We start from the raw sequence: 17,396 nt of genomic DNA, 5'->3' as shown, positions 1-17,396 counted from the left end.
CGGTTTCTGCCATACACGTAGCTGGATGAATGCTGCACGAGGATTGGGGGTATTACTCCGGGTCGCTCTCCCCGTCAGGAGTGTCGCTGTCGAGCAGTGAGAGACTGCCGAAGTAGACGACGGAAAACACGAGTGCGAACAGCAGACTCTCTAGCGGTTGAATCGACTGCCCGCGGACGAGCGAAAGCCCGCTCCAGACGACGACCGCGAGGGCGACGATTACCGCGCCCATCGCGACAGCCCCAGGGTCGGGAAGTCGGTCGGGTAGCGCCACACCAACCTGTGTGTATTCCAGAACCATAGCTTTCCCGCTCACTCCGCCGCGTAGAACTCCCACGCGTCGTACCCAAGTGCAACGAGCAACAGCACCGCGGCCGCGGCGCTGAGATACCACGACTCCACGGCGATGTTGGCGAGGACAAGCCCGAGCGCGAGCAGAAACGTCCAGTGGTCGAGTTGTCGAAGGTGACTGAGGAATGACCGACCCTCTTCACCGGGCGACACTCCGTCCATACCTACGCTGTGGCCAGCAATCACAAGGACGCTACGATTTCTGTGCCCGCACACAAGGGGCAATAAAACCCAACAATGGTGTGGCGTGTCATATATTACCGTCCAGTCGTAGTGGACGGTAGGCATGTCCCACAAACTCGACGGTGCGATCCGCTCGGTCGTTGACACGCAGGGCCCGGTCACCGCAACAGAAATCGCCACAACACTCGACGCACATCCGGTGACGGTCCGCCGACACTGTCAGCGTCTCCAGCAGGCTGGTCGGATCGAGACCGAGTCCGGCGGCGGCTACATCAACGCCAGTCAGGGCGGGCCAACGGCCGCAGACTGACTCAGGGCGGGATGTAGCCCGCGCTGCTCAGCGAGATGCCGATAGCGACCAGCGAGAGCACGATGCTAATAATCGCCGCGAGTTTGCGCTTCTGTTCGTCGTCCATACCGTTGCTCGCCCCTAGCAGAGATTAGATGTGTCGATGTTTGATTGCGGTCAGTGTCGGTCGACAATGGCGATATCCGCGTCAATTTCAGCAGTGTCGATGTTCTCGAACGTCGGCGGTGAGACGAAGCGGGAGGCGGTCGAGCGGTCCTGACTTGCACCGATAATGATGAGGTCGTACTCGCCGCCGTGGTCTGTCAGAAACGCTTCGAGGTCTGATCGGGAGATTCGCGTCTCGATACTGCCAGAGAACGTCTCGACGAGGTCGGCGAGCACGTCCTCTGCCCGGCGGCGTTCACGGCCACTGGTGACGAAACTTGCCACGCTGACTTCGCCAGTCTCAGCCGACAGGCGGGTTGCAAAGTCGATCATGCTGTGTGCCACGTCGTTCGCCCGGTTGACAGGCACGAGAATCCGACGCCAGCGAGTCTGTCCCTCGAACGAGCGGTGGATGATCGTGTCGATATCACCCCGAAGGAGCTCTCTGCTCCAGTCTTTCTCGGTTTCGTACGGCGAAGCGATGAGGTCACAGTTTGCCTCCCGTGCCGTATCCAAGACCATATCGGCTGGAGAGGGACCGGCCGTTGCGACCACAACCTGACACGGCACACCAACCTCGGTTTCGATTGCGGTGGCGTGGCGCTCGATATCAGCGACCGACGCGTCCAGGTCATCGCGCACCCCGATTTCGTCGAGGGGTTCAGCACCGTCGGCAACCAGCGGTTCGTCGGGTTGGTTCGGGCCGCTTTTGACCAGTGAGGTTTCACCGTGGCTTTGCAGCAGTGCTCGCTCTGCACGGGCCATCGGTTCTTCGTCGACCATCTCCAGAAGAACCACTTTGCCCGCGCGGTGTGCGCCCGCAAGACGTGCGGCGAGCATCGCCGTCGCGGCAGGGTCGGGCCCGACCATCGGGACGAGTACCTGGTCGTCGGCGTCGGTCGTTTCGTAGAGATACTGCGCTCGCTGTTCGTAGATGTACCGTCGCCAGGCCGCAAACGTCCCGGCCACGATTGCGCTGCTAACTGCAGCACCGAGGACGAACAGCCCAAGCGCGTCGACCTGCGCACGAACGAACAGCGTCAGCAGCGCCATCGAGAACGCCGCTGGTTCCTCGACGCCCAGCACCCACACAGCGAGGCCAGTCATGAAGACGGTCATGCCGGCAGCGACAGGGTTGAGTTGTCCTGCTGGTGTCGCGTACAGGAGTCGAGCAGTCAGTTCAATTGCGACCCAGCCACACAGCGCGCCGACGGTGAGGCCACCGACGAACTTCACCGGCGAAGCGTACTTTCCCTCCGGGTCAGCAAACAGCGTGTACGCCCCGGAGACGAGTGGCGGATAGACGAGAAAGGAGAACACACCAACAGCATTCGAGAGCAGTGTCACGAGCGCAATCAGGATGGGGACGATGAGCAAAATCGAGAGATGGACAAGTGTGTTCGTCCGTTCGAGCCACCGGCGCAGTTCGCGGCGTTTGCGCCGCCAGAACCGGACAAAATACCGGACTGCGAGGTCCCAGCGTTTCCCCATTACTATACCGCTCGTCGGTGGACGGATAAAAATACTACCCAGACGTGTTCCGGTCTTTCTAGTCAGCACTCTGGCAGTGCTAAATAGCTTTGGTTAACCAAGTTGGTTTTGCCAAAGTATTTGTGTATGCTGGTTTTGTGCATCTCTGCACGGGCATGCCGGGAGTGAGAAAACGCGTAGCGTTTCGAGGCACGCATACGACGAGCGAAGCGAGTCGTTTCGCCGGAAGACGCGACGCGTCTTCCGAGCCCTCGGTCGTTCGCGGTGCTCACTCCCGAGGACACCGGACGCGAGCGTAGTGAGCGTCCGGCAGTTTTTCCCCCAAGTTTTTGCGAGTCAAGCGAAACCGGAGGTTTCGCTGACCGTGCGAACGGCGCTTCGCGCCGTGAGCAGAGAGCGGTGCGCTCGCCACTGCGAGCGCACCCGACGAAGTAAAAAGTGGTAGCGGGCGTGCCGGGAGTGAGAAAACGCGTAGCGTTTTCGAGCTACGGCACGCGAGCGAACACCGTGAGCGAGCGTGCCGGGATTCGAACCACGCCCGAGAACCTGCGCTTCGCGCAGAACCTCGGTCTACCTCGAATCCCGGTTCCGGTTCGGTCGTCGCGGTGCTCCTCCCTGCACGGGCGTGCCGGGATTCGAACCCGGGATCGAGAGGTTAGGAACCTCTCGCCCTATCCGCTAGGCCACACGCCCTACCAGCCGTTCGACAGCGGGCGCAAAAACCGTTTTCGTGGATGGCCACACTTAACCTTAGCCGCCTGTTTGTACCGGGCATGGAAACACGGGATCTGTCGGCACACGTCCCCTACCGTGCCGGACGCGGCGTCGAAGAGGTCGCACGGGAACTCGGCCTCGACCCTGACGGGCTGGTGAAACTCTCCTCCAACGAGAACCCATACGGTCCCAGCCCAGCAGCCGTCGAAGCCATCGAGGACGCAGTCGGACAGATCCATACGTATCCGAAGTCCTCCCACACCGATCTCACCGAAGCTATCGCAGAGAAGTGGGAAGTGACGCCGGCGCAGGTCTGGCTGACCCCCGGCGGCGACGGGTTGCTGGATTATCTCAGCCGGACGTTCATCCGAGACAACGACCGAGTGCTCGCGCCGGACCCCGGCTTTGCGTACTATCCGATGAGCGCGCGGTCACACGGCGCGAGCGTGGACCAGTACCGACTCAGCAAGTCTGACGGGTTCGCGCAGTCTGCGGAGATGGTGCTGGAGGCCTACGATGGCCAGCGGATGGTGTACGTGACGACGCCGCACAACCCGACAGGGTCGGAGATGCCACTGGAAGAAATCGACCGACTCGCCGGCGAAGTCGACGAAAATACGCTGGTTGTCGTCGACGAAGCCTACGGCGAGTTCACCGACCAGGCCTCGGCGCGGTCGTTGCTCGACAAGCGAGAGAATGTCGCGGTGTTGCGGACCTTCTCGAAGACCTACGGGCTGGCCGGGTTGCGGGTCGGCTACGGGTTGGTTCCCGAAGCATGGGCCGAGGCGTACGACCAGATCAACACACCGTTCGCGGTGAACAAACTCGCCTGCGTCGCCGGACTCGCAGCGCTTGAGGACGAACAACACCTCGAACGCACAGTCGAGGGGGCACGCTGGGCGCGGGAGTATCTGCACGACAACCTCGCGGCGGAAACGTGGGATAGCGGCGGGAATTTCGTCCTCGCAGAGGTTGGCGACGCGAGCACCGTTGCGGAGACAACCCAGTCCGAGGGCGTCATCATCCGGGACTGTGGGAGTTTCGGCCTGCCGGAGTGTGTGCGGGTCACCTGCGGAACTGAGCCACAGACGCGGCGAGCGGTCGAGACAATTAACGAGGTGCTTGAGTGATGCGCGTCGCCGTGACCGGCACGCCCGGGACCGGCAAGACGACCGCAACAGAACTGCTCGATACCGACCTGGATGTGCTGCATCTCAACGACATCATCACCGAAGAAGGGCTGACAACGGGCCACGACGACGAGCGAGACTCCGCAATTGTCGACCTCGAGGCGGTCGAAGCATATCTCGACGGCCAGACCGACGTCGTGTTCGAGTCACACCTGGCGCACAATCTCCCAGCAGACCGGGTCGTCGTCCTGCGCTGTCATCCCGAGCAAATCGAGCAGCGTCTAGCCGAGCGCGAAAGCACGGCGTCAGTCACCGAGAACGCCGAGAGCGAAGCACTGGACGTGATTCTCGGGGAGGCTGTCAACCGCCACGGTCTCGACGCAGTCTACGAGATCGAAACGACGGACAGGTCGGCCGAGCAGACGGCGGCAGAGATCGAATCGGTTATTGCGGGGACGCGAGAACCGAGCGCTGGGACAGTGTCGTACGCTGAGTATCTATGACACTCGACGCGCTCCGGCCGCTGGCCGACCGACTGATGGAACCGCTTGTCAGCACCGCCAAGCGCGTCGGATTGACTCCAGACGGCATCAGCATCCTCGCGCTACTGGCCGCAATCGGTGCGGCCGGGGCGTTCATCGCCGCTGGAGAGACACAACTATTCTATCTCGGTGGCGCGGTGTTCGTGCTCCTGAACGGAATTCTCGATCTGGTCGACGGCAACCTCGCCCGGGAACTCGGAACCGACTCCCGGGCTGGTGACCTGTTGGACCACGTCCTCGACCGCTACGCAGATATTATTATTATCGGCGGCCTCGCTGCCGGCCTCGGCGCGTATGCACTCGGCCTCGCGGCGATTACCGGCGTCCTCATGACCTCGTATCTCGGGACACAGGCCCAGGCAGTCAACCTCGACCGGGTCTACGGCGGCGTGCTGGGACGAGCAGACCGACTCGCACTGACCGGTGTCGTCACTGCCATCGCCGCGTTCGTCAACATACCAGTCGCTGGGTTCACGCCAGTTGGCTTGCTGCTAATCGTCTTCGCAGTGGTCGGCCACGTGACCGCTCTCCAGCGGTTTTACTTCGCGATGCGCGAACTCTCCTGACTCAGAACTCTGGACCAGCGTCGACTGGCGGATGCACAAACAGCGCGTCGACCAGCAGTCCAACACTCGTCAGCGCGCCCGCACCGAGCGATGCTAGAAACGGAACGGGCAACACAGCAGTGACGAGCAGTGCTGTTGCAAAGACGAGCGGAATGGCAGTCAAGACCAGGTCGTGTCTCGACAACTGGCCGAACACGCGTTCCCAGAGCGTCTCCGAGTGACTGTGCTCGGTGTTGCGACTCACTGCCATTTTAGTCCACCCCTTCACGAAAATATAGAGGTATTGCTGTATTTAAAATTTCCGCCAGTGACGTTGAGCCAATTCACAGGGAAGTCACTAAAGCTTTACAGCAGCTATTCTCATAACTTATGGAAATACAGACACAGCGATAGCAGTAGTTTATCTATCATATAATCGCCGAAAAGAACAGGAGTAGAACGGCCGTTAGTCGCTCGCGCCGCGGTCCGACCGGGACGGCGGCGGAATCTGTTCACCTGTGGAAGGCTGGGTCGGCCGGACACAGCGTTCGGCTTCGTCGTTGACGTGGGCGTACTGCCCTGGGGCGTTCGCCAGCGGGTGAGCCGGATTGTGGTCGCTGTTGATCCGGGCCGCTCGCACCTCTTCGAGGCCACAGAGGCGGGCACGAATCCCTCGCCAGTGGTGGCCTGTCTGGGCGGGGACCGAGACAGAGTGTGCAGACTCATAGCGTCGGTCACGTGTCGCCAGCACTGAGGCGTTGATGTTCGCGGCCAGTTGGTCGTGGTCGACGAGAAGCCCGACACGTGCGGTTTGCGGTGTGCGTGTCGCAAGCACGTCCAGACCGAGATGGAGTGCCCGGTACTCAGCAACGTTGTTATCCGGGGCTTCGTTGGGGACCGACAGGCGCGTTACCCGTGTTCCATCCCGCGTTTCGATGACGACGCCGAGTCCGCCACCGGAGGCTCTGAACGAGCCATCTGTCGCCACGTAGAAATCCCGGTGGTGGGTCGCCGGCGGATGGGCAATGTGCGGCGTCGGTGCTTCGTCGAACAAATCGCGCAATGACGGCCGGCCATATGCGGCCATACGTTCTATACAGCCCGAAATACCTTAAAATCTGTCGGTCAATTCGGTGGCAGTCCGTTCTCAGTCTCGGCCGTGCGTGTGTCCGAGATACAGCGTGCAGATGTTGAGCGCCACGAGTCCAATGAAGGCGGCAGTCATCGACGGGGAATCTAACCCAGTCCATAACAGCGAGAGGTGCATGAACGGGAGGACAATCGCTGCCCAGAAGGACAGCTGCTTGACGGGCCGTGCGAGCAGCCGTGGGACCGACAGCGTGCTGACGGTCTCGCGGAGTGAGCGGGGGTCGGTGATGGAGGAGCTGGACATGTGGCGCACCTAACTCTGTATACGGTAAGACATCATATATAACCGTAAGAGCCTTCGCGCTATTTCACCGCCGACGACCAACCCTGACAACGTTTAACGAACCCTTCTCAGGAGCTAAGACATTTTATACTATTGTCTAAACAGGTAACTAAGAGTTGCCAAGTAGCGAGACATCAACAGTCGTTGGGCCGGTTGGTGTCTCGACCGTCGCGGTCGCTGTAACCGCGTCGGGAATCTGCTCGCGCCACTGTTCGACGGCCGACGCGTGGTACTCTCGGTGGCGCTCAACGGAATATTCTCGCTCTGGGTCGGCCCGGAGTTCGTCTTCGGTGTCGGCGGGACGGGGGTACGCGGGCAGCGAATCGTCGACAAGTTGCCGCGGTTCGATGTGGACTGGTTCCGGTGTCTGTTCGTACGCCTCGTCGAGTTCGACGTGCAGCCGTGCTCGCATACGGCCGCTAAACGGCGGCGTGATCCGGAGCACGGCGTGCTCGCCGCTGGCCCGGTTGGTTTCCAGCGCCGACGTGAGATCGTCGGCAGTCACGACTACCGTGTGGACGACCGTCGGGTCTGGGGACTCGAGGGACACGAACACTGGTTGGGCCGCGAGCAGAATAGAGGTTACGTAATTACTACGGTGAGCGGCGATAGCCGATACTATTTTAATTCCACTCCTCCATACCGCAAGTGTGCAGCGAATAGAGATACAGTCGAGGGGGTCGTCTCAGTCGAGCACCTCGGCTTCGTTCGGGGAGAGATTATCCCCGAACGCCACAGCGGTGGACAGGTTGGGGGCCACTGTGTGGACCGAGAGTCGACGGATTTGACAGCTATGACCGACGAACACACTACAATACTTGTTGTCGATGACGAGCAGGATATCGCCGATCTCTATACCACGTGGCTCGAGATGGACCACGAAGTCCGGACCGCCTACGGCGGCGAGGAGGCACTCGAAAAGGTCGACACTGACGTCGATATTGTCTTTCTCGACCGCCAGATGCCTGATTACTCCGGCGACGAAGTGTTGGAGCGAATTCGCGAACAGGAACTCGACTGCCGAGTTGTCATGGTCACCGCTGTCGACCCCGATTTCGATATTGTCTCGATGGAGTTCGACGATTATCTCACGAAACCCGTTATGCGGGAGGACCTCGACGACGCAGTCGACTCCATGCTCGAACGCGACGAGTACAACGAGACCCTCCAAGAATACTTCGCGCTGACCTCGAAAAAGGCGACGCTGGAAGCCGAGAAGACACCCTCGGAGCTACAGGAGAGCACCGAGTACCAGGAGATGGTCGCTCGCGTCGAAGAACTCGAATCGGAGGCAGACACCGCAGTCTCGGGGTTCGACGACGATTTCGACTCGCTGTTTCAGGAATTCCCCGGCGGCGAGTGAACGCCAAGAGCGCAATCTTTTTGCTCGCGCCTCGGATACCTCGGAGTAGTATGGCAGGTATTCAGTTGACAGAGCTGGCTGTCTGAGTCCCTGCCGGCATCGAATGTCGTCTCCTCTTATCCATGTCAGAACACATCACGGTCGTCCTCCCGGACGGCTCAGAGCTCGAAATGGAGCACAGCGCGACGGTCGAGGACGTGGCCTACGAGATTGGGCCGGGTCTCGGCCGAGATACCCGTGCCGGGGTCGTCGACGGCGAACTCGTCGACAAAGCCACAGCGCTGACAGACGACTGCGAGATCGAAATCGTCACTGAAGACAGCGACGAGTATCTCCAGTTGCTCCGCCACACCGCCGCCCACGTCTTCGCACAGGCGCTACAGCGCCACCATCCCGACACGAATCTCGCCATCGGTCCACCGACCAGCGATGGCTTCTACTACGATGTCTCCGGCGTCGACATCGACGAGGACGACCTCGAAGATATCGAAGCCGAAATGAACGAGATAATCGAGGCCGATTACGAACTCGACCGGGTCGAGCGCTCTCGCGAGGAAGCCTTCGACATCTACGAAGACAACCCCTACAAACAGGATATCCTCGAAGAGGAAGCTGCTGGCGAGGACCCCGTCTCCTTCTACGTGCAAGACGACTGGCAGGACCTCTGTGAGGGACCGCACGTCGAGTCAACGGGCAAGATTGGCGCGGTCAAACTGCTCGAAATCTCCGCCTCGTACTGGCGCGGCGACGAGGACAATGACACACTTACGCGCGTGTACGGGACGGCCTTCGAGACCGAAGACGAACTCGAAGCCGAACTACAGCGCCGGGAGAAAGCCCAGGAGCGCGACCACCGGAAGGTCGGCCAGCAGATGGACCTGTTCTCGGTGCCCGACCACTCGCCGGGCTGTGCACACTTCCACCCAGCCGGGATGACAATCCGCCGAGAGCTGGAAGAGTACATCCGCGGCAAGAACGACAAACTTGGCTACGACGAGGTGTTCACGCCCGAACTGAACAAGGCCGAACTCTGGAAGCCAACCGGTCACTACGACGCGTTCAAGGAGGCCGGCGAGATGTTCGCCTGGGAGCAGGACGACACCGAGTACGGCCTGAAGCCGATGAACTGCGCCAACCACGCTCACATCTACAAGGAAGGCCAGCACTCCTATCGTGACCTTCCAGTGCGGTTCTCGGAGTTTGGCACCATCTACCGCAACGAGCAGTCCGGAGAGCTCTCGGGACTCCTTCGCGTGCGCGGACTGACGCAGGACGACGGCCACGCCTTCATCCGCCGCGACCAGATTACCGAGGAGATAACGGGCACGCTCGAAGTGATAGAGGAAATCTACGACCTCTTCGACCTAGAAGTGCTGTACAAACTGGAGACGAAAGGCGACGACGCCGTGGGGAGCAACGAAATCTGGGAAGAAGCGACCAACGGTCTCCGCGAGTCGATGGACTCACTCGGACTGGAGTACGATATCGAGTCGGGTGAAGCCGCTTTCTACGGCCCAAAGATTGGACTCGACGCCCGTGACGCACTGGGCCGAGAGTGGACGATTGGGACTGTCCAGCTCGATTTCAACATCCCAGACCGGCTGAATCTCAGTTACGTTGGCGAGGACAACGAGGACCACCAACCGGTGATGGTCCACCGCGCGCTACTGGGGAGTTTCGAGCGCTTCATGGGCGTCATCATCGAGCACTTCAATGGTAACTTCCCGACGTGGCTCGCTCCCGAACAGGTCCGAATCCTCCCGGTTTCGGACGACAACATCCCCTTCGCAAAGCGACTGAAGAACCGCGACTTCGGCGACTTCCGTGTCGAAATCGAAGACCGCTCCTGGACCGTCGGCAAGAAGATTCAGCAGGCCCACGACGACCGGGTCCCCTACATGCTGATCATCGGTGACGACGAGGAGGAAGACGGGACGGTTTCGGTCCGAGACCGGTTCGAGAACCAGACCCAGGACGTGCCGATCGAGCAGTTCCGCGCCCATCTCGAATCGGAAGTCGACGAGAAACGCGTCGAACCTGACTTCCTCGACTGATCAGTTGGCGCCGAATTGTTCCCAGACCACAAGCGCAACCAGCCCGAGAACACCGAGTTCAACTGCTGTCTGTGCCCCGCCGCTGGCAAGATAGTACAGCCCTGCGAACGGAAGGACAGCAGCGAAGCCAACGGTGACGCGGCGGTCCGGAGCGTACTGCGCTGGCAGCCAGAAAAACAGCGCCAGCGCGAGCAGTCCGGTTGGGATCCCAGCCAGCACGTCGACGAGGTTGTGCACACCCAGTGCGAGTCGGCTGAAACAGACCGTTCCGATGAACACGCCAGCGCCAGCAAATCGCTGTCGTCGGGTCCCGACAGGCAACACGACAGCCAGCCCGACGTACAGAAGCGTCGCGGTGGTCGCGTGGCCGCTAGGAAAGCCAAAGCCGCCCGCAGCAATCGCATTCTCGTACAGCGGTCGGAGCAGGCCGGGAACCTCGCTTGGGTCAACTGGGACCGTCGTCGGCCGGGGGGCCTCGATGGTGTGTTTCAGCGTCCGGTAGAGACCGAGGCCGCCAAGCGCTGTTGCAAACAGTCCAGCGACATCGACACGCTGTGCTGGGAGCCGCCAGTAACAGAGTCCAAGCAACACGGTCAGAAACCAGAAGTCCCCGAGTTGGGTGAGTACGGCCATCAGTCCCGCAGCCCAGCCGGGCAGGACGCGCTCAAGGAACTCGACAGCCCCGACACTGCGGGCCGTCGCCAGCGGGAGCCGAGAGAGTGCCATACCGGCAGGTACGGGCCAGTGCTGTAATAGCTGACGGCTCGCGCGTTTCCGGCTCCGAAACGAGACTGGCGTTATTATATGCCACTCGGACAGAACCCGGAAGCATGGAGCTGTCTGTCGGTAGCGTGCCGGTCAGACTGACGGGAGCGACACTCCTCGTGATGGTGCTCTGTGTGGGCGCCATCGGGTACGCTGGCTACGATTACACACAGCAGTCAGCGGCCATCGAGGAGGCTGTCGCAGTGAATGCGACGGTCACGGAGACAGACATCGAGGAGACCGGCACTCGCGGCGTGCGGTACGAGGTAACTGTCGTGTTCACCTACGAGTACGAGGGCACGGCCTACGAGAGCAATCGACTGTACCCGACGACACTCAGTCCAACCTTCGAGACGGAGTCGAAGGCTCAGTCGGTACTCGCCTCCCACGAACAAAACGAGGCGACGACAGCCTACGTCGAGCCATCGGACCCAGACGGGGCCTTTCTCGAACCCCGCCGAACGAGCGGGCCGCTCTGGCTCGCGGGCGGCGGCGGGCTGGTACTTCTGCTGACGGTGCTCAACGCTGCCGGCGCACAGACGCCCGGGCAAGAGACTGGGGTCGCGCCGGCGGACGAACGCGAGGTAGCGAGCGGAACGCTGTTCGGGGTCGACCGCGACCGCATCAACTGGCTCAGCAAGCGAGTTATCGCTGGCGGAGCGGTGATGTTCGTGCTCACGCTGGTGGCGACAGTCCTGCTCCTCGCCGCCGCCGAGGACGCACACGTCGAGGCGACGGTAACCGACCCGGCCGGACTTGCAGTCGTGACTGCGTTCGTCTCGTTTCTCTCCGTCATCGGTGGACTCCTCCTGTACGGGAGCTGGTCGTTTACGGAGTACCGCCGTCTGCGCGAGTCCATTCCCGAGCCACGGCCACCGAGCCCGTTCACGCACCCGACGCGGCTGGTGACGATTCTCAGAACAGACAGCGACAAACTCGACGACTACGGGAAACGAGTCGGGCGCACCGGCTTTGCCATCGCGGTGGCACTGTTCTGTCTCGGGGTCGTCCTGCGGGCCCTCATTTAATCGGGAGTAGATTCATTTGTCCCCCTCGTCGAGAGGCACCTGTGAACCTCCCTCGACGCAGCGTGCTGGCAGCAGTCGCCGCCATCGGGGTCGCGGGTTGTACCGGAACTGACGCCACCCCCACAACCACACAGGCGAGTGGCCCCGAGGCAGCGGTTAGAAATCTGCTGGCGGCCATCAACGCCGGCGACGACGAGCGAATCGACGAACTGACCCTCGCAGACAATCCCGATATCGAACAGCAGTCGGTCACCGTGGAGACAGTGCGAGTCCACTCAGCCGAGCGCTACGCGAGCAGGACCGACCGCTCGGCGACAGCCGTTCGCGAGCGGATGGCCGAGTACATCGGACGAGAAGGGTTCGAGAACTACGCGTTCGTCTCCGTCGATGTCGACATGGGCGAGCGTGGCCCTTTCGATGGCTATGCCACCGTCGTCAAAGACGGGGACAGATGGCTCCTGACGGAGCTATCGGCTCTGACCAAGTGAGGAGACGTTCCTCGGTTGGACCACAAACATTAACAGCACCGCCCAGCGTGGCGTTCGTATGTGTGAACGCCGCTCGCGACAGCCGGCAGATAACTACGTTGGGACAGCCAAGTTGGTTGGGCAGAGGTGGTGTAGTCGATGAGGTCACGGCTTCTAGTTGCGTTTCTGGTGGTAACTACCGTCGGAGTGCTCGGCGTTGCCGCCGACCCTGCCGCCGGCGCGACGCAGGATTCCGAACAGCGAATCGAGACCGACCACTTCGTGATTACCTACGAGGAGGGAATGGAGGCCGACGCCGAAGCGGTGGCGTCAGTCGCCGACGAGTACTACAGCGTGCTCTTCCAGCGGTTCGGCCAGAATCCGAAGGAGGGGCGCCTCCGGGTGGCACTCACCAGCGAGTCGACCCTCCCCTGTGGAGACGACAACGCCGCTGGTTGTTACGACGGGTCGGACAAGACCATCTACATCTCCGAGGGTGACCCCGAACTGCTCTACCACGAACTGGTCCACCGCTACCAGGACGTCGCGGGGATTGGCTCTCCCGGGGGACAGCAACCGCTCGCAATCGGTATCGAAGGGACGGCAGAGTACCTGAGCGTGCCCAGCACCGAACTGGCACAGCGGGCGACCTTCGACTTCGACAAGGACTGGTATTTCACCGTCCGGGACGTCGACGTGGCCTCGGAGGAGTACGCCCAACTCGCGCTGTTCAACGAGTTCCTGCTCCACGAGTACGGCCGCGAGGCCTTCGACGTGCTGTACGAGCAGGCGTGGTACTTCCCCGCCGGCGGAAGCGTCGCCGAGGAACTCGAAGCCATCACGGGAACGGAGTTCAGCACGGTCCGAGAGCAGTTTCTCGACCAGCGCGGCCAGCAGCGCCAGCGACTCAGCGAGGGGCCGACCGCATTACCCGGGTTCACATACGACCCGTTCGTCGTCTCGGCGGGGACGGAGGTGACCTTCGACGCCCGGACGCCCGGCGTCATCGAGCAGTTGGGGCGGTCGTGGTATCCAGCGCGACCCAGCGCCTACGAGTGGGACTTCGACGGGGACGGCGCCGTCGATGCGACCGGTCCGGTCATCACCCGGACAATCGACAACCCCGCAGACACGACTGTCACGCTTTACGTGACCGTCGACGGACAGCGCCGGAAAGCGAGCCAGGACATCCTCAGTCGGTTCGTGTCAGACGGGTCGAGTCCCACGTTGGCGGTGACCGACATAACTCGCGGTGCGGGCCTGACCTATCCGGCAGACCGGAACGCGGACTACCGTGGTGTCGTGGGCGCGCAGGCGACGCTGAACGCCTCGATTGTGAACCGCGGTCTCGCACGAACGGAGACGGTTACCCTGTCGCTCGCGAACAGGACGGTCGCCGAGCAGACGGTCGAATTGGAACGGGATTCGACGACTCCGCTGACGCTCGCACACACGATTCCCGGTGGACTCGAACCGGGGGCGTACGACTACGAAATCACGGTCGACGGTCGAACCAGCGAGCGAACGGTCTACGTCCGCCAGCCAGCACTCAATCTGGACTGGGACTCGATTGCCGTCCCCGAGGGGAACTCCGCACTCTTGCTCGCCGGAAAGGTCAGAACCGGTGAGCGCGTCCGGCTGACAGTTGACCCGACCGCGACCGAGTTCGACTCGCAGGTGACCGAACGAGTCGCCTTTTCCATCGGTGACCGGACGATAGACGAGCGCGAGGTGACGTTCGGACCGGGGACGGAGAAAGTGACCGTCGAGTTCGACGCGCCCTCGACGCCGGGCACCTACCAGCTCGGCGCCAGCGCAGTCGACGCGACGAGTCCAGTAAAGGGCTTCTCGCGACGACTCACTGTCGTCGACGATGTCGCGCTTGCGCGCGTCGAAAATGCTGCCGGGGACTGCTCGCTGGCGGTCACCGAAATCGAGTTCACCCAAATCTTCACCGCCGACACCGAGCAGTACATCTGGGCGGACGAGGTGTCGGAAATCAACCCCGGCGACGAGGTGACCTACACGATTCACGCACTCCGGAACGACAACTGCGAGAGACGAATCGAACTGCCCGTCACCGTTGGCGGCGAGCAACAGACAGTGCTGGAGGAGGCTAGCGGAACCAGACAGTACACCTTCAGGGTGACTCAGGCGTTCGGCTCGCCGGGAACGTACGAGTTGATGGTCGACGAGACAGTGTTGAGCGAAATCAACGTGACTGCCGACCAGACAGACAGCGAGGCGGATTCTGAGGAGACCGACTCAGACGACACCACCGACCAGACCGATTCCACCGACGAGGAGCGCGCGGGCGATGGCTCGACAGACGAGACAGAGTCGACCGAGGACCAGACTGACGAGCAAGACGAGGAGAACCAACCCACAGAAGACACGACCGAACGGAGCACCGAACCGACCCGAGAGAACGAGAGTCAGTCACCGAGCAGCGACGAGTCCGGGCCTGGATTCGGAATCGGGGCCGCGCTCGCTGGGGCTGGGGCTGGTGGGTATCTGTTGAAACGAGAACGACCGGAGCGTGAGTGAGGAGATTAGCGGTTCCGGCCGAGCGATTCGTGGCTGGTCACCCAGTCAGAGGCCGAGATTGCGGCACCGAGTGAGATTTCGCCGGCGAGCACCGTCGCCGCGGCAATCTCTGCGAACTTGTTGACGTTGCCGGCACCATCACAGTCGAGCATCGAGAGACACTCCTGCTGGGTTGGCATGCCCGTTCCGCCGCCGTAGGTTGCGACGATAAGCGACGGAATCGTCACGGAGATATGCAGCGAGTTGTCCTGCAACAGCGTCGTGTTGATCATCGCCGAGTGTGACTCGGCCACGTTGGCCTCGTCCTGTCCACAGGCGATGAACAGCGAGGCGAGTCCGTTGGCAGGGTGTGCGCCGTTGGTGTCCGCACCGGAGAAAAACGACCCCAGCGTCGCAATCTTGCCGTGGTGGTCGAGACTCTCGGGTTCGGCACCGAGGTGGTGGATACAGGTATCCTCGCTGAGGGTGACCTCGGCAGTGACGCGTTTCCCGCGTGTCATCAGGTCGTTGACCTTCGAGGCCTTCTTGTCGGTGCCGAAGTTGCCCTCGAGATAGAAGTTCTCGACGTAGCCCGGATACTCCTGGAGAATCCAGTTACACGCCGCAAAGGTTGCCTTGCCGACCATATTTTGGCCGGCGGCGTCGCCGGTTTCGTAGCTGAACCGGAGGTGGGCGAAGTTGTTGGTCATGTAATCCTCGATGCGGACGAGATTCGCCACGCTCGAGGTTTCCTCTGCTTTCTCCTCGACGGTTTCCTGGTGCTCGAAGACCCAATCGCGGAAGTCACGGGCCTTCCGGGCGTCCTCGAAGACGAACACCGGCGCGCGGTTCATTCGGTCGTCAGTGACCGTCGTCTTCGCGCCACCGGACATGTTGATTGCCTTCATCCCACGACTGTAAGAGGCGACCAGTGTTCCTTCGGTCGTCGCCATCGGAATGGGGTACTCGCCGTCGGCGTGTTCACCGTTGACTTGGACTGGCCCGGCGATACCCAGTGGCATCTGTGCCACGCCGATGAAGTTCTCGATGTTACCCTCTCCGCGCTCGGCGTCGAAGGAGTACTCCGGTACGTGTTCGAGTTCGACGCCAGTTTTCTCTTCGAGCCACTCGTGGCGGTCGGCGATTGCTTCCTCGCTGTAGTTGTTTGCTTCGTCGCGCGGAATGCTCGTAATCTGGCCCTCGTCGCGGATCGTATCGCCGATTTCCAGGGAGAGTTCGCCGAACGGTTCGGCGATGAACTCGGTGTAGATCTCGTGGTCGCCCGTCGGCAGTTCCATTCCCTCGACGGTGATGACGACCGTGCGCCCGACCGCAAACGAGATTGGGTCGTTTTTCGTTACCTCGTTCACACGGAAGGTCTGGCCATCGGCCGTCTCCATCTGCACCCTGTCGAGGTCGATCTCGTCACCGTTGATACGGAGTTTCTTGATCCCCGCAAACTTCGCGTCCTGTAAGCGGTTTTTCACTTCGTACTCGATGCCGTCATCAGTATTTTTCAGGCTCCCGTAGGTGTAGAGTCGTTTCAACACCTTGTCAGGGATGTCGAGTGAAATTGCGCCCCCGGAGCTGAGCAGGTTCGCGTACAACCGTTTCAGAATCCCACTGTCTGGTTTTGGTATAACCATCTGCGTATCTCGGATATCAACACTATCGGTCATAATGATTTCGAACCTCGATATCACCTGCACTACATTTCTCGTTGTTCAGAGCGAGAAAAACGTCACAGCGTGTGCGACCAGCGAGTCAGTTCTGAAAGTTCAGGCGTCGTCGCCCGAGTCGATCTCGATGGTTGTTGGCTCAGTGTTGCTTCCAGCGAACGTATCGACCTGCTCCTCGAACTGGTCGAGAACCTCGTCAAGTTGACCGGGGAACTCCTCGGCGGCCAGCGAACCCTCGAGCAGCGTCTCGACCTGGGCCTCGACCGCTTCGTTGACTTCGAGCAGCAGGTCGACCTGGTCCTGCACTCCCGCAACTGCCTGGTCGGCCCCAGACTGCTGGCCGGCAGTGCCGAAGAAACTGTCCTGTTGTGCCTGAAAGAGGTCGAACGCTTCGTCGACGGAGTCTCGAATCTGTTCGATATCTCCCCCGACGACGGATTCTGTCGCGTCGAGTGAGCGGTGGGCCGACTGCCGAGAGAGTTCGACAGCCTGCTCGCTCAGTCCGCGCCCCGAGTCAATGCCGGCAAGCGCGGTCCCGCCGAACTCCGCCGGGAACCGGAGCAGTTCCTCTGCGGCTACGCCGGTTTGTCGAATCGCTGTCCGCTGCAGGTCAAAGAACGCCGAAAGTGGTGTATCTGTCATTGGTGACTGATAGTTTGTTTCGGTGAACAT

19 protein-coding genes and 1 tRNA gene are annotated in these 17,396 nt (G+C 61.3%); 9 read left to right on the top strand and 11 right to left on the bottom strand.

Annotated features, from left to right (window positions below):
- Positions 1-52: 52 nt before the first annotated feature.
- A complete protein-coding gene (locus tag ACMGFM_RS14130) occupies positions 53-301 on the bottom strand; it encodes a hypothetical protein (RefSeq protein ID WP_436903301.1) in 249 nt (82 codons plus the stop codon).
- A gap of 11 nt (positions 302-312) precedes the next feature.
- Entirely contained in the window at positions 313-513 is a 201-nt protein-coding gene (locus ACMGFM_RS14125) for a hypothetical protein (protein WP_436903300.1), read from the bottom strand.
- A 124-nt stretch (positions 514-637) separates the two neighbouring features.
- On the opposite strand from ACMGFM_RS14125, the gene ACMGFM_RS14120 reads away from it, so the two are divergent.
- On the top strand, positions 638-844 hold the full coding sequence (locus ACMGFM_RS14120; RefSeq protein WP_436903299.1) for an HTH domain-containing protein: 207 nt from the start codon (positions 638-640) through the stop codon (positions 842-844).
- Positions 845-1,000: 156 nt separating this feature from the next.
- On the opposite strand, the gene ACMGFM_RS14115 is transcribed toward ACMGFM_RS14120, so the two are convergent.
- Both ACMGFM_RS14115 and ACMGFM_RS14110 read right to left on the bottom strand, forming a co-directional pair.
- Positions 1,001-2,479, bottom strand: coding sequence for an HPP family protein (locus ACMGFM_RS14115; protein ID WP_436903298.1), 1,479 nt, complete (start codon positions 2,477-2,479; stop codon positions 1,001-1,003).
- A gap of 620 nt (positions 2,480-3,099) precedes the next feature.
- Positions 3,100-3,172 (bottom strand) — tRNA-Arg (locus tag ACMGFM_RS14110).
- Positions 3,173-3,252: 80 nt separating this feature from the next.
- Here ACMGFM_RS14110 and hisC point away from each other — a divergent pair.
- Genes hisC through ACMGFM_RS14095 form a run of 3 tightly spaced genes read left to right on the top strand, consistent with a single transcriptional unit; the run spans position 3,253 to position 5,431 of the window.
- Entirely contained in the window at positions 3,253-4,323 is a 1,071-nt protein-coding gene (gene hisC / locus ACMGFM_RS14105) for a histidinol-phosphate transaminase (RefSeq protein WP_436903297.1), read from the top strand.
- Positions 4,323-4,826, top strand: a complete 504-nt coding sequence (locus ACMGFM_RS14100; protein ID WP_436903296.1) for an adenylate kinase family protein — start codon at positions 4,323-4,325, stop codon at positions 4,824-4,826. The genes hisC and ACMGFM_RS14100 overlap by 1 nt, the downstream gene beginning before the upstream one ends.
- Positions 4,823-5,431, top strand: a complete 609-nt coding sequence (locus ACMGFM_RS14095; protein WP_436903295.1) for a CDP-alcohol phosphatidyltransferase family protein — start codon at positions 4,823-4,825, stop codon at positions 5,429-5,431. The genes ACMGFM_RS14100 and ACMGFM_RS14095 overlap by 4 nt, the downstream gene beginning before the upstream one ends.
- 1 nt (position 5,432) lies before the next feature.
- Here the strand turns inward: ACMGFM_RS14095 and ACMGFM_RS14090 are convergent, their stop codons facing one another.
- From ACMGFM_RS14090 to ACMGFM_RS14075, 4 genes are all read right to left on the bottom strand, one after another.
- Complete coding sequence (locus ACMGFM_RS14090) at positions 5,433-5,681, bottom strand: DUF8015 family protein (RefSeq protein WP_436903294.1); 249 nt, start codon at positions 5,679-5,681, stop codon at positions 5,433-5,435.
- 195 nt (positions 5,682-5,876) lie between these two features.
- Complete coding sequence (locus ACMGFM_RS14085) at positions 5,877-6,497, bottom strand: ribonuclease H family protein (RefSeq protein WP_436903293.1); 621 nt, start codon at positions 6,495-6,497, stop codon at positions 5,877-5,879.
- A gap of 60 nt (positions 6,498-6,557) precedes the next feature.
- The gene (locus tag ACMGFM_RS14080; protein WP_436903292.1) at positions 6,558-6,803 is read right to left on the bottom strand and encodes a DUF8028 family protein; all 246 of its coding nucleotides are present in this window, start codon (positions 6,801-6,803) and stop codon (positions 6,558-6,560) included.
- Positions 6,804-6,951: 148 nt separating this feature from the next.
- Positions 6,952-7,392 (bottom strand): DUF8009 family protein, encoded by a 441-nt coding sequence (locus tag ACMGFM_RS14075; protein ID WP_436903291.1) that lies wholly within the window; start codon positions 7,390-7,392, stop codon positions 6,952-6,954.
- A 243-nt stretch (positions 7,393-7,635) separates the two neighbouring features.
- On the opposite strand from ACMGFM_RS14075, the gene ACMGFM_RS14070 reads away from it, so the two are divergent.
- Positions 7,636-8,205, top strand: coding sequence for a HalX domain-containing protein (locus ACMGFM_RS14070; protein ID WP_436903290.1), 570 nt, complete (start codon positions 7,636-7,638; stop codon positions 8,203-8,205).
- Positions 8,206-8,327: 122 nt separating this feature from the next.
- Positions 8,328-10,259 (top strand): threonine--tRNA ligase, encoded by a 1,932-nt coding sequence (gene thrS, locus ACMGFM_RS14065; protein ID WP_436903289.1) that lies wholly within the window; start codon positions 8,328-8,330, stop codon positions 10,257-10,259.
- Here the strand turns inward: thrS and ACMGFM_RS14060 are convergent, their stop codons facing one another.
- Positions 10,260-10,985 (bottom strand): phosphatase PAP2 family protein, encoded by a 726-nt coding sequence (locus ACMGFM_RS14060; RefSeq protein ID WP_436903288.1) that lies wholly within the window; start codon positions 10,983-10,985, stop codon positions 10,260-10,262. It lies immediately after the preceding gene.
- Between the two features lie 104 nt (positions 10,986-11,089).
- Here ACMGFM_RS14060 and ACMGFM_RS14055 point away from each other — a divergent pair, with 104 nt between their 5' ends.
- From ACMGFM_RS14055 to ACMGFM_RS14045, 3 genes are all read left to right on the top strand, one after another.
- Entirely contained in the window at positions 11,090-12,052 is a 963-nt protein-coding gene (locus ACMGFM_RS14055; RefSeq protein WP_436903287.1) for a DUF3592 domain-containing protein, read from the top strand.
- Between the two features lie 41 nt (positions 12,053-12,093).
- Positions 12,094-12,540, top strand: coding sequence for a hypothetical protein (locus ACMGFM_RS14050; RefSeq protein WP_436903286.1), 447 nt, complete (start codon positions 12,094-12,096; stop codon positions 12,538-12,540).
- Positions 12,541-12,678: 138 nt separating this feature from the next.
- Complete coding sequence (locus tag ACMGFM_RS14045) at positions 12,679-15,066, top strand: hypothetical protein (RefSeq protein WP_436903285.1); 2,388 nt, start codon at positions 12,679-12,681, stop codon at positions 15,064-15,066.
- 5 nt (positions 15,067-15,071) lie between these two features.
- On the opposite strand, the gene ACMGFM_RS14040 is transcribed toward ACMGFM_RS14045, so the two are convergent.
- Both ACMGFM_RS14040 and ACMGFM_RS14035 read right to left on the bottom strand, forming a co-directional pair.
- Positions 15,072-16,724, bottom strand: coding sequence for a hydroxymethylglutaryl-CoA reductase (locus tag ACMGFM_RS14040; protein WP_436903284.1), 1,653 nt, complete (start codon positions 16,722-16,724; stop codon positions 15,072-15,074).
- A gap of 99 nt (positions 16,725-16,823) precedes the next feature.
- Positions 16,824-17,366, bottom strand: a complete 543-nt coding sequence (locus ACMGFM_RS14035) for a hypothetical protein (protein ID WP_436903283.1) — start codon at positions 17,364-17,366, stop codon at positions 16,824-16,826.
- Positions 17,367-17,396: the final 30 nt, after the last annotated feature.

The sequence above is a fragment of the Halovenus halobia genome, from assembly GCF_051414135.1.
GTDB lineage: Archaea > Halobacteriota > Halobacteria > Halobacteriales > Haloarculaceae > Halovenus > Halovenus halobia.
This window is presented reverse-complemented; position numbering and strand designations above follow the sequence as displayed.

Coding starts and splice junctions, on each gene's coding strand:
- ACMGFM_RS14130 (WP_436903301.1), bottom strand. CDS start 301: ATGGTTCTGGAATACACACAGGTTGGTGTGGCGCTACCCGACCGACTT.
- ACMGFM_RS14125 (WP_436903300.1), bottom strand. CDS start 513: ATGGACGGAGTGTCGCCCGGTGAAGAGGGTCGGTCATTCCTCAGTCAC.
- ACMGFM_RS14120 (WP_436903299.1), top strand. CDS start 638: ATGTCCCACAAACTCGACGGTGCGATCCGCTCGGTCGTTGACACGCAG.
- ACMGFM_RS14115 (WP_436903298.1), bottom strand. CDS start 2,479: ATGGGGAAACGCTGGGACCTCGCAGTCCGGTATTTTGTCCGGTTCTGG.
- hisC (WP_436903297.1), top strand. CDS start 3,253: ATGGAAACACGGGATCTGTCGGCACACGTCCCCTACCGTGCCGGACGC.
- ACMGFM_RS14100 (WP_436903296.1), top strand. CDS start 4,323: ATGCGCGTCGCCGTGACCGGCACGCCCGGGACCGGCAAGACGACCGCA.
- ACMGFM_RS14095 (WP_436903295.1), top strand. CDS start 4,823: ATGACACTCGACGCGCTCCGGCCGCTGGCCGACCGACTGATGGAACCG.
- ACMGFM_RS14090 (WP_436903294.1), bottom strand. CDS start 5,681: ATGGCAGTGAGTCGCAACACCGAGCACAGTCACTCGGAGACGCTCTGG.
- ACMGFM_RS14085 (WP_436903293.1), bottom strand. CDS start 6,497: ATGGCCGCATATGGCCGGCCGTCATTGCGCGATTTGTTCGACGAAGCA.
- ACMGFM_RS14080 (WP_436903292.1), bottom strand. CDS start 6,803: ATGTCCAGCTCCTCCATCACCGACCCCCGCTCACTCCGCGAGACCGTC.
- ACMGFM_RS14070 (WP_436903290.1), top strand. CDS start 7,636: ATGACCGACGAACACACTACAATACTTGTTGTCGATGACGAGCAGGAT.
- thrS (WP_436903289.1), top strand. CDS start 8,328: ATGTCAGAACACATCACGGTCGTCCTCCCGGACGGCTCAGAGCTCGAA.
- ACMGFM_RS14060 (WP_436903288.1), bottom strand. CDS start 10,985: ATGGCACTCTCTCGGCTCCCGCTGGCGACGGCCCGCAGTGTCGGGGCT.
- ACMGFM_RS14055 (WP_436903287.1), top strand. CDS start 11,090: ATGGAGCTGTCTGTCGGTAGCGTGCCGGTCAGACTGACGGGAGCGACA.
- ACMGFM_RS14045 (WP_436903285.1), top strand. CDS start 12,679: ATGAGGTCACGGCTTCTAGTTGCGTTTCTGGTGGTAACTACCGTCGGA.
- ACMGFM_RS14040 (WP_436903284.1), bottom strand. CDS start 16,724: ATGACCGATAGTGTTGATATCCGAGATACGCAGATGGTTATACCAAAA.
- ACMGFM_RS14035 (WP_436903283.1), bottom strand. CDS start 17,366: ATGACAGATACACCACTTTCGGCGTTCTTTGACCTGCAGCGGACAGCG.